The 10,862-nt window shown below is 43.1% G+C and carries 8 protein-coding genes and 1 pseudogene; 5 read left to right on the plus strand and 4 right to left on the minus strand.

The genetic code is table 11. The annotated features are described in order from the left end of the window. The first annotated feature begins 444 nt into the window (after positions 1-444). Positions 445-636, plus strand: coding sequence for a hypothetical protein (locus HXY43_RS11480; RefSeq protein ID WP_290883334.1), 192 nt, complete (start codon positions 445-447; stop codon positions 634-636). A gap of 204 nt (positions 637-840) precedes the next feature. On the opposite strand, the gene HXY43_RS11485 is transcribed toward HXY43_RS11480, so the two are convergent. After that, entirely contained in the window at positions 841-3,252 is a 2,412-nt protein-coding gene (locus HXY43_RS11485) for an endonuclease MutS2 (protein ID WP_290883336.1), read from the minus strand. Positions 3,253-3,776: 524 nt separating this feature from the next. Between HXY43_RS11485 and HXY43_RS11490 the strand changes: the two genes are divergently transcribed. From HXY43_RS11490 to HXY43_RS11505, 4 genes are all read left to right on the plus strand, one after another. Then, positions 3,777-4,940 carry a GuaB3 family IMP dehydrogenase-related protein gene (locus tag HXY43_RS11490; RefSeq protein WP_290883338.1) on the plus strand — a complete coding sequence of 388 codons (1,164 nt, stop codon included), beginning with the start codon at positions 3,777-3,779 and terminating at the stop codon, positions 4,938-4,940. 144 nt (positions 4,941-5,084) lie between these two features. Beyond that, positions 5,085-5,285: a hypothetical protein gene (locus HXY43_RS11495; protein ID WP_197036099.1), complete on the plus strand. Its 201-nt coding sequence runs from the start codon at positions 5,085-5,087 to the stop codon at positions 5,283-5,285. A 63-nt stretch (positions 5,286-5,348) separates the two neighbouring features. Next, positions 5,349-5,714 (plus strand): thioredoxin, encoded by a 366-nt coding sequence (gene trxA, locus HXY43_RS11500; protein WP_269321064.1) that lies wholly within the window; start codon positions 5,349-5,351, stop codon positions 5,712-5,714. Between the two features lie 911 nt (positions 5,715-6,625). Then, positions 6,626-7,696, plus strand: coding sequence for an LOG family protein (locus HXY43_RS11505; protein ID WP_290883340.1), 1,071 nt, complete (start codon positions 6,626-6,628; stop codon positions 7,694-7,696). 420 nt (positions 7,697-8,116) lie between these two features. Here HXY43_RS11505 and HXY43_RS11510 read toward each other — a convergent pair whose 3' ends face one another. The 3 genes and pseudogenes from HXY43_RS11510 to HXY43_RS11520 all read right to left on the minus strand — a co-directional run. Beyond that, positions 8,117-8,602: a DNA-binding transcriptional regulator gene (locus HXY43_RS11510; protein WP_290883342.1), complete on the minus strand. Its 486-nt coding sequence runs from the start codon at positions 8,600-8,602 to the stop codon at positions 8,117-8,119. 318 nt (positions 8,603-8,920) lie between these two features. Continuing rightward, complete coding sequence (locus HXY43_RS11515; RefSeq protein WP_290883344.1) at positions 8,921-10,402, minus strand: leucyl aminopeptidase; 1,482 nt, start codon at positions 10,400-10,402, stop codon at positions 8,921-8,923. Positions 10,403-10,629: 227 nt separating this feature from the next. Then, a pseudogene (locus HXY43_RS11520) lies at positions 10,630-10,862 on the minus strand (hypothetical protein); the annotation flags it as partial.

Raw genomic sequence — 10,862 nt, forward strand, 5'->3', positions numbered from 1 at the left:
GAAGCTTTATACAGAATAAATAAATCTACCTTTAGATAGATATTTCTCATGGCGCTCACTAATTTAAGTTTATTGATTCTATTTACACCCAAAGAATACCTAATCAAGGATATTTCAACAAGCCGCCTGAAAAAATAAGTATTCTTGCAGTGTCAAGGGGGTAATTACTAAATAAATATTAATCATGATGCAACTATGTTGTAATTAGCAGTGTGTGCGATCGCCCTTAAAGACACTATTTAGTTGGAAAATCCTTTGTTATATTTACATACAGCTACGAGTTTTTAAGGATCTCCCAACTTGAAAGAGGTCATAGACGCATAAGTGGCTTGTCGTTAGACATTACTTTTGCTACTAGATTTTTTAAGTAATATACTCAATCCAAAAGTATAAATTAAATCTTAAAATTTCAACATAATCTTTTCTCGCTATTTAATGCTGTGTTTGTTTAATCTCGTACCAGTTCCACCTCTAGATGGATTTTATGTTTTCAGTGAAATTTTTCCGGCATTAAAACCATTGGAAAAAAGTCAATATGGATTATTTGCTTTAATGATGTTGTTTTTGATTCCACAGTTTGGAGATGCTTTAGCTGCGATCGCTGATTTTTTCATGGGCTTTCTACTTTCAAAATGAAGATAAAGTATCAAAAAATCAGTTTGGAGATGATGTAAACTTCAATATGGGCTTTTATTTGTGCCTTTGTGCCTTTGTGGTTCAAAAATAAATTTTATTAACCACCAAGACACTAAGCCACCAAGTAAAATAACAATCAAATTGGCGAAATTAAAGCGGATTTTTCACCCACCTTGACAGGGCTAAACAAGCGCCTTACCTATTTCACTCTACATAAGCAACAGTAACGCCAGTACCACCATCAGATTGTTCCGCAGCTTCGTAGCGACTAACTCTGGGGTGTTGTTGCAAAAAGGCGTGAACACCTTGCCGCAGTTTTCCAGTGCCGTGTCCGTGAATAATCCAGATTGGCCCTGTTGCTTCTGAAATTGCCTTGTCTATAATTAACTCCGCATCAGCAACTCTGCGTCCGCGCAAGTCTACTGTATTTTTGGACGTACGGATTGCTGGGGCTGGTTGAGTTGGAGTAACTGGTGTTGCTGCTGGGGCTGGTTTTGGTTTTACTATCGGTTCAGGTTTTTTACCATCCAGGGATTCCACGTCTTCTAGCTTGACTGTCATCTTCATAATCCCAAAACGGACGGTTAATTCACTATCCTCGTTTGGTGCAGTCAACACTTCTGCTGTTTGCCCTAACTTGGGAATACGAATGCGATCGCCTTCTTTGGGAACATATCCTACTTTTGGTTTCGGTGGCGGTGGTGGTATAAATTTTTCAGCGACCTGATTTAAAGCATTTGTTGCTAGCTGGGCATCTTGGGCAGTGGGCTTGCCTTGCTGCAACTGGCGAATCACCTTAGCAATTTCGCTTCTAGCTTGGGCGATCGCCTGCTGTACTGCCACTTCTTGTGAAGCACGCAAAGTTCGTTCCCTTTCCTGTAAATTTGCGGCTTTTTCAGATACTTCTTTATATAAACGCTCAGCTTGCTGCAACAAATCTTGTGCTTGTGCTGCTTTGGTTTCTTGACAGCGGCGTTGCGCTTCTAGTCCGGCAATTACTTGGTTGACTTCGTCTGTTGTCCCTCCTAAGTTGGTTTTTGCCTGTTCCACAACTTCTGGTTTTAATCCCAAACGTCGGGCAATTGCGAGGGCGTTGGAACGTCCCGGAATTCCCCACAGCAGTCGGTAAGTGGGTGAAAGGGTTGTTTCATCAAATTCTACAGAAGCATTTTCAAATCGCTCATCTTGGTATTTCAGCGCTTTTAGTTCACCGAAGTGAGTCGTTGCCATAGTCAACTGCGCGTTGTCTGCCAGATAGCGCAACAGGGCGATCGCTAAAGCACTACCCTCAGCGGGATCTGTACCTGCACCGACTTCATCGAGGAGTACCAGGGATTGGGATTCCTCATCCCCTATCCCCTGTCCCCTATCCCCTGTCCCCAATGCCTCCAATATCCTGCTAATGCGGCGGATATGACCCGAAAAAGTAGATAAACTTTGCTGAAGGGACTGTTCATCACCAATATCTGCCAATACCTGGTCAAACCAAGGCAGTTCTACTGGTTCGCGGGCAGGAACAAATAAACCCACTTTCGCCATTAAGGCTGCCAAACCCAAGGTTTTTAGAGTAACTGTTTTACCGCCTGTATTTGGCCCCGTAATCGTAACTACTCGAATTTCTGGCTGAATTAGTAAATCTACAGGGATGACTGATTGTCCTTGTTCGTGGTGTTGCTGCCACACCAACAGCGGATGACGCAATTGCCGTAAGGTGATGTATTCATTTGCTTCCCGATTAATAAAGCGGGGGGGATTGGCTTGTAGCCAGAGGCTATAACGTGCCTTGGCAGTTGCCAAATCTAAAGTGGTGGCAATGGCTAGCAATCTTTCCAGATCGGGTTTTACTGCTGCCACTTGTTCTGTTAAAGCACGACGAATGGCTTCTTCTTCTGCTTGTTCTTTTCTGACTAGCTGCCGCAATTGGTTGCCCAATGGCACTATAGAATTCGGTTCTATGTACAGCGTCGCGCCACTGGTGGAAGTATCGTGGACAATGCCAGGAATAGCATCTTTTTGAGGAGCTTTCACAGGAATCACATAGCGATCGCTTCGTTGGGTAATGATCTGTTCCTGAACTGCACCCGATTTTGCCTGTAATATATTTTGTAATTTTTGCACGATCTGGCTGCGTAATTTCCGCAGTTCAGCACGGATATCTCCGAGTTTTTGGCTGGCGCGGTCGGTTACTTGTCCGCGTTCGTCTATACAGCGGTAAATTTCCTGCTCTAGTTCTGGATAAGTTCGTAACTCAGCAACTAACTCTGTCAGAATAGGCAAATCTGGCTGGTTATCGATAACACGACGCAAATTTCTTGTACCAGCAAGAGTGGTGGCTATAGCTAGCAGTTCATCTCCAGCTAAAACTCCTTGCAGTTCTGCCCTTTCTAGGAAATCGCCAATATCTTGAATTCCCTCAAACGAGAGTCCACTCGTCAGGCGACTTTCGAGTTCGTAAACTTCCTTGGTTTGCGCCAATAAATACTCACTCTCAGCTTGAGAGTTAGGAATTTTCAGATCGCGTGCGGCGATCGCCCCCAGTTTGGTTGCCGCAAAAGTGGATAGATGCTGGCAGAGGCGATGCCATTCGAGTAGTTCTAAAGTCTCAGATTGAATCAAGGTTTAATATCTGTTGCTTAAATATTTAATCTGAATAGCCTGAAATTTATAGTAACAATACAAATCCCTGCACTGCTCACTCTCAAAGGGTGAAATTTCCGTATTCATTAGTCAAGAGTCAAGAGTTAGTAGTTAGTGGTTAGTAGTTAGTGGTTATTCCCTCCATCTCCCCATCTCCCACTCTCTTCATAACTCCATCACCTATTGCTATCTATAATAGTAAATGTTCTAATTAACACCTTACTCAAGTAAAACAAATTGTAAGGATTCAAGCGTCGAATAACTTTACTAATACTCAGCATAAAGTTAAGTAATAACCGACACCTCAATACCTACTTATTGATAATCTGCCCTAACACTAAATAGAAATCTAAACTACTCAAAAACTGATTAACTAAGCCTTGTTATTGTTCTTTTTACTGTTTGTATCTTCTACATCATTAAGTCGTTTTTTTAAAAAAATCGCTGCAATTATCGCCACAATTTGATACCCTAGCTTAAACAGGTTTGGGAACATTAACAGCGTGGAAATACAAATTGGGCGAGGAAAAACAGCTCGCAGGGCTTACGGAATAGATGAAATAGCTTTAGTGCCTGGCAGGGGAACCCTCGATCCGAGTTTGGCAGATACAAAATGGCGTATCGGCAACATTGAGCGAGAAATCCCAATTATTGCTAGTGCAATGGATGGTGTAGTAGATGTTCGCATGGCTGTGCTGTTATCAAACTTAGGGGCATTAGGCGTGCTGAATCTAGAGGGAATCCAAACTCGTTATGCTGATCCAGAGCCAATTTTAGACAAAATAGCCGCTGTGGGCAAAGAAGAATTTGTCCCTTTGATGCAAGAACTTTATGCCGAACCAATAAAATCAGAATTAATTGAACAAAGAATTAAAGAAATTAAGCAAAGAGGCGGTATCGCCGCAGTTAGTGCAACCCCAGCAGGGGCAAGCAAATATGGTTCTGTAGTTGCAAAAGCAGGGGCAGATTTATTTTTTGTACAAGCAACAGTGGTTTCCACAGCACACCTGTCGCCAGAGTCTGTAGTGCCACTTGATTTGGCACAATTTTGCCGAGAAATGCCCATTCCCGTCGTGTTAGGGAATTGCGTGACTTACGAAGTTACCCTTAATTTAATGAAAGCAGGGGCAGCTGCGGTATTGGTGGGAATTGGCCCTGGTGCTGCTTGTACTTCTCGTGGAGTGTTGGGAGTGGGTGTGCCACAGGCAACGGCGATCGCAGATTGTGCTGCCGCACGGGATGATTATTACCAAGAAACTGGTAATTATGTTCCAGTTATTGCTGATGGCGGTTTAATTACTGGCGGCGATATCTGTAAGTGCATTGCTTGTGGTGCTGACGGAGTCATGATTGGTTCTCCCTTTGCTAGGGCTGCTGAAGCGCCTGGGCGGGGTTATCACTGGGGTATGGCAACTCCCAGTCCAGTATTGCCCCGTGGGACGCGCATTCGTGTAGGTACCACTGGCACCCTAGAACAAATTCTCGTTGGTCCGGCCCAGCTTGATGATGGTACTCATAATCTGTTGGGAGCTTTAAAAACGAGTATGGGTACATTAGGAGCGAAAAATATCAAGGAAATGCAACAAGTTGAAGTTGTAATTGCTCCTTCTTTATTAACTGAGGGTAAAGTATACCAAAAAGCTCAACAATTAGGTATGGGCAAATAAAGACTGGTTAGTAGTTAGTGGTTGGTGGATAGTAGGGGGAGTGGGAGAGTGGGGGATGGGGGGAATGGGCATTGGGCATTGGGTATTGGGCATTGGAAATAACCAACAACCAACTACTAACCACTAACCAATGACAAATGATTAATGACTAATGACCAACTACTAACCACTAACCACCAACAACCAACTACCCTTAAAGAAATTTTTCCAGACTCTAAAACATTTACTGGAAAAATCACATATGTCGCCTACAATAGAAATAGCGGAGACGCATGTTTCCGTTCACTCCTCACACCACACTCCGCCCGGACTGCTGTTCGGGCGGTTCCTTATGTTTATAAATAAAAACTAAAGGTATGTACAAATTGTATATGCCTCACTCCAAGCAGTGCTTTTTGCTATGGTAGAATTTCAGCACAATCAAAATATCATAGGCAAAGGTTTGTAGCCATGTCAGCAGCCGCACAAGTTACCGACTCTACTTTTAAGCAGGAAGTATTAGACAGCGAAGTTCCTGTTTTAGTTGACTTTTGGGCACCCTGGTGCGGTCCCTGCCGGATGGTAGCCCCCGTTGTGGATGAAATTGCAGCTCAGTACGAAGGTCAACTCAAGGTAGTGAAAGTCAACACAGATGAGAATCCTAATGTTGCCAGTCAATATGGTATCCGCAGTATTCCCACATTAATGATTTTTAAGGGTGGGCAAAAAGTTGACATGGTAGTAGGTGCTGTGCCAAAAACTACATTAGCTAATACTTTGGAAAAATATCTTTAAAATCTAATTTGCTGCAAATACCTTTGGAGTATTTTTTCTCTCCAAAATAAGGGCGATTTTTGGCAGCAAAAACTCAGAGGTGCTAAGCTTCGCCTCTGGACTGTTATTTTTCCATCTTGTAGTTTGCGCTGTATTTTACTGCCCAAACAGAATAACAAAAAGTTTCTCCTAGTCAAGTCATCTGTGATTCATTTTCACTCTTTTTCGCTCATACTTTAGTAGAAAGAGCTAGTACTTAGAGGTAAAAAATAGGAGGCAAACTTACTGATTTTACTAATTTTTAAGTTACTCCTGATTGTAGGTTTATTCCTGCTACACCTTACTAGCATCTTTCCTTCTACTCAAAAGTATTTTTTGGTTAGCAAAAGAGTGATAGCGCCTTGGTTATTGCAACCGGAGGTGCTTTTTTGTGTTTCAAAATAGACGCTAAGAGTCAATAAATTAAAAATTCTTAATTTCTTATTTTGAATTTTTAATTGCTTTCCAGTCTCTATCTTAGGCTTGCAGCAGTGATACAAAGTGGGTTAAATTTTGAAATACAATCTCTGGGGCGGCATGTCCTGTAGAGGCGTACGAAGCTACGTCTGTTTAAAATAAAATCCCACGTCAAATATTTTCCTCCCCTCAGGATATGTTGGCAACGGCAGCCGTCACCAGTGCCTTGGTTTATTTTTAACCAAAGGTGCTTTTTAATGTGACAAAGTAGTCATTGGTCATTAGTCATTGGTTATTAGTCATTTGTCCTTACACAAAAGACATAGATGCACTTTCTTCGGCTTCCCGTAGGGTAAGACAAAGGACAAATGACTTGAATTATTGACAATAGAATGTTGGCGACCCGTAGCGGTTGACAAATTCCAAGTCAAATCAAAATTTAGGTAAAATATAATGCCATCTTGGCTGGATTTCTCATGACCTCATCTGCGTCGTTTGACACTTTAGAGTCTCTCCAAACCGATATCGCTGATTTACTTGAGCGCTTACCAACGTTAAAGAATCGGCAATATATCCAGCAAGCACTAGCAACTATAGTGCGTCTGGCTGAAACTGAAGTCGATCGCCTCGACTGGAAAATATTGTCGGCTTCTTTAATGGATATGGAGCGGGGTTTCCAGCTCTTTTATGACTATCGACATGTTCGTAAAGTGACCATCTTTGGCTCGGCTCGCCTATCGTCAGAAAGTCCAGAATACCGCATGGCAGTTGACTTTGCTCGCTATGTTTCTCAGCTAGGATTCATGGTTATGACTGGCGGTGGCGGTGGGATCATGCAAGCTGGTCACGAAGGTGCTGGACGAGAAAATTCCTTTGGTTTAAACATTCAGCTGCCCTTTGAACAGCAAGCGAACCCAATTATAGAAGGTGATCCCAAGCTAATTCACTTTAAATATTTCTTTACCCGCAAATTATTTCTGTTAAAAGAAAGCGACGCTGTTGCCTTATTCCCTGGTGGCTTTGGCACCCAAGACGAAGCATTTGAGTGCATGACTTTAAGCCAAACAGGTAAATTCGGCCCGGTGCCTGTGGTTTTAATTGATCGCCCTGGTGGTGACTACTGGCGGTCTTGGAGCGAATATATAGATAAACAATTATTGCATAAAGGTCTGGTTAGTCCTGAAGACCCCAGCCTGTACACCGTAACAGATGACTTGGTTGTAGCTTGCAATGCCATAACCCGTTTTTATCAGGTTTATCACTCCAGCCGCTATGTGGGCGATCGCCTAGTAATTCGTCTCAAGATAGATTTATCAGAGGTTGAAGTCGAGCAATTGAATGCTAATTTCAGTGACATTCTGGTAACAGGACGGATTGAAAAAAGCCAGGCTTTACCTCAAGAAGCACAAGATGAAACTTTTGATTTACCCCGCTTAGTCCTTTACTTCAATCAACGAGACTTGGGACGGTTGTATCAGATGATCGCAGCAATTAACAATATGGGTACGCCTTCACCAGAAGAAAGAGGACATCCAGAACGGAAGTGACTGAGTAGGAGAAGATATGGGGAGGTGGGGAGTTGGGGTGATGCAGGGGAAAGGCCTCACTTGATCACCCCACACCGATCGGCTATTACTCAATATTCAATTAACTAGCGTCCGCATACCAAAACCAGTCGTATGACGATGCTTGAAGTATGACTTTTTGCCAGATTAGAATTCGCAGCAGTTGTAAGGGAAAAGGTTAAGGGGAAAGGAAAAGAGAAAATAAAAACCCTTTAACCTTTCACGCCAGTCGCTACAATGGAGGAGCCACTGCGGTGGACGGGTTTCCCGGCATAAAGTATGTGGCATGGAACCTCCAAGGGCGCTTACGCTCCCCTTTACCCGAAACAGTGCAAAAACGACTTTTCCAAGAAGTCTATTTATGTTTTTACACGGTAGCGTGTCAAATTGTCAAGAAAGAATTTAATCTTCAGTTTTGTATTTAAATCCAGCTTTTTCAGCTACCATGCTTAAAAGTTTTGATGTGGCGCGAGTTGGTTCATATACACTTGTTTCCCACTCGCTCACAGTTTGCTGACGAACACCTAACTCTTCGGCAAATTCTTTTTGGGAAAGTCCCATTTGAAGGCGTAGTGCTTTGATGGTTTTGCTGTTCCAATTGATAGTATTAGTTGCAGTTTGGACTTTGTAGCCACCAGTCGGTTTGCGAAAAGTAACGGTTTCTGTATCTAGGTCAAAGTCTTTTACTACGTACCCTGCTTTCATCCAAGCTGACGCTTGGGGTGAGCCTGTGCTACGGTTTCCCCACCATCGGCGTTCTTTTCTGGCTGAGTCGGGTAGGGTGTTATTAATTAATTTTTCAATTTCTGTGAAAGTGAGGCTGATTTCAGAGGAATTGTTTTTTTGGAGATATTCCAAAAGTGGTTGATATTTACTTCCTCCTTTCACAGCACTTATTCCCTCCCTAAAATCATTTTTTCGACACGCGCTTTTGCTGAGATTTTGCTACCAGCACGAAATAATAGCAGTTTCAGAGAACTTATACTAGGTTGCAGTCAAAGATGGTACTTCCCTCACCCCGCCTGTCGGCACCCCTCTCCCAATTTGGGAGAGAGGAGGGGGAGAGGGCACGAATTGCGATATCTGAACACAACTTGGTATTACTATCTACAATTTCTCAATCAGAGAAAAATTTCAGGGCAGGCATAACACCTACCCTTGCAAATACAAGATTAACTTGGTTGCCTCTAAAAGGGGTGATTGAATTTAGGCATTACTCAAAACCCAATTTACAAGAGTGCGAACACCAAAACCTGTTGCCCCGGGGCTGTTATAGCCGTTTTCTTTATCTGTCCAAACAGGCCCGGCTACATCCAAATGTGCCCAGGCAAGTGTATCTTTGACGAATTGCTTTAAGAAGAGAGCAGCGGTAATGGAACCGCCAGGACGTGGACCTGTATTTTTCATGTCCGCAATACCAGACTTCATTCCCTCAAAGTACTTTTCTTCCATTGGCATTCGCCAAATTTTTTCACCTGCGCTTTCAGCTGCTGTCTCTAGCTGCTTAGCCAAAGCATCGTCAGGAGTAAACAAACCAGCAATCTCGTCACCAAGAGCAATAACGCAAGCACCAGTGAGAGTTGCTAAATCCACGATCGCATCTACTCCCAGTTTGTCGGCAAAAACTAAAGCATCTGCCAAAGTTAGACGTCCTTCCGCATCGGTGTTGTTAACTTCTATCGTTTTACCGTTAGATGCCTTGAGAATATCACCTGGGTGCATGGCACGACCGCTAATCATGTTCTCAGTGACTGCGGAGATAAAGTGAACCTCTACATCTGGTTTGAGCTGACCAATTGCTTTTGCTGCACCTAAAGTAGCTGCTGCACCGCCCATATCTATTTTCATATTTTCGATGCCGCTACCTGCAACTTTGATATTGAGTCCGCCAGAGTCGAAGGTTAAACCTTTACCGATAATTGCTAGCTTGCGTTTTGGTGTAGCTTCTGGTTTGTAAGTTAGGTGAATGAATTTCGGTGGTAAATCAGAAGCTTTTGCCACTCCTAAAAAAGCACCCATGCCTAACTTTTCACAGTCTTCCTGTTCCAAGATTTCTACTTGCAAACCGTGTTCTGAGGCGATCGCCATTGCGGTTTCTGCCATAGTAATCGGCGTTACTTCGTTAGCAGGAGCCGCTACCAGTTGCCTCGCTAATATTACCCCAGAACAGATTTGATTGGCATGAGTAATAGCTGCTTCTTGTCCACCCAATCCTAGTAATTCTACTGTTTCTAATTGTGCTCCTTTATCCTCTGGTTCGGACTTAAAGCGATTATCTTGGTACAGTGACAGTTGTACGCCTTCAGCTAGTGCTTGAGCAGTTTGTGCAGGATCGTTATTCCAAACTGGCAAACTAATGCCTAAAGTTTTACACTTTTGCTTTTTGGCTATCCGGGCAACTACTGCTGCTGCACGTCGCAGTGTATCTAGTTTTACAGCCTCTGGCTTACCTAAACCAACTAGCATAATTTTGCGAACTGGGCTACCACTAACCACTCGCGTGAAAACACTGCTGCCTGTTTTACCCTTAAATTCTTCTTCGGCAATTAGTTCTTTTAAACACCCAGCAAACTTTTCATCTAAAGCCGCCAGTTCGCCAGTTAAATCTACGCCGTCCTCAAAAAATCCTATTGCTAATCCATCTCCTCCCCACTCTAAAAGAGGGGTACTACTAGGTATAATTTCCATTTTGGTTGTTCTGTGTAAAAGTTCTGATATCAGTATTGCGTAAAATTCACGTTTTATGCTTTGGGGGCAGTTAGGGAATGGGGAGTGGGCATTGGGCATTGGGAATTGGGAATTGGGAATTGGGAATTGGGCATTGGGCATTGGAAATAACCACTAACCACTAACCAATGTAGAGACGTGCCATGGCACGTCTCTACAACTACTAACCACTAACCACTAACTACTAACTAATGACTATTGACTAATGACTTAATTGAATTCAAGTCGATGTTAAATTTAGTGGCGATCGCATCAATCACTTTTTGTTCTGCTGGTTTAATCTCACCATCTACTTTGGCAATTCTTTGACATCCTCTCACCGCTAACCCTTGCGGGTGTAGCGGGAGATTCCAAAGATCACTCTTTGGGTTTCCTCTTTCTACGACTCGACTTACTTGGAGGAGTTTCTTCACCCACGCAG

Origin of the sequence: Fischerella sp. (assembly GCF_013388695.1) — a bacterium.
GTDB lineage: Bacteria > Cyanobacteriota > Cyanobacteriia > Cyanobacteriales > Nostocaceae > PCC9605.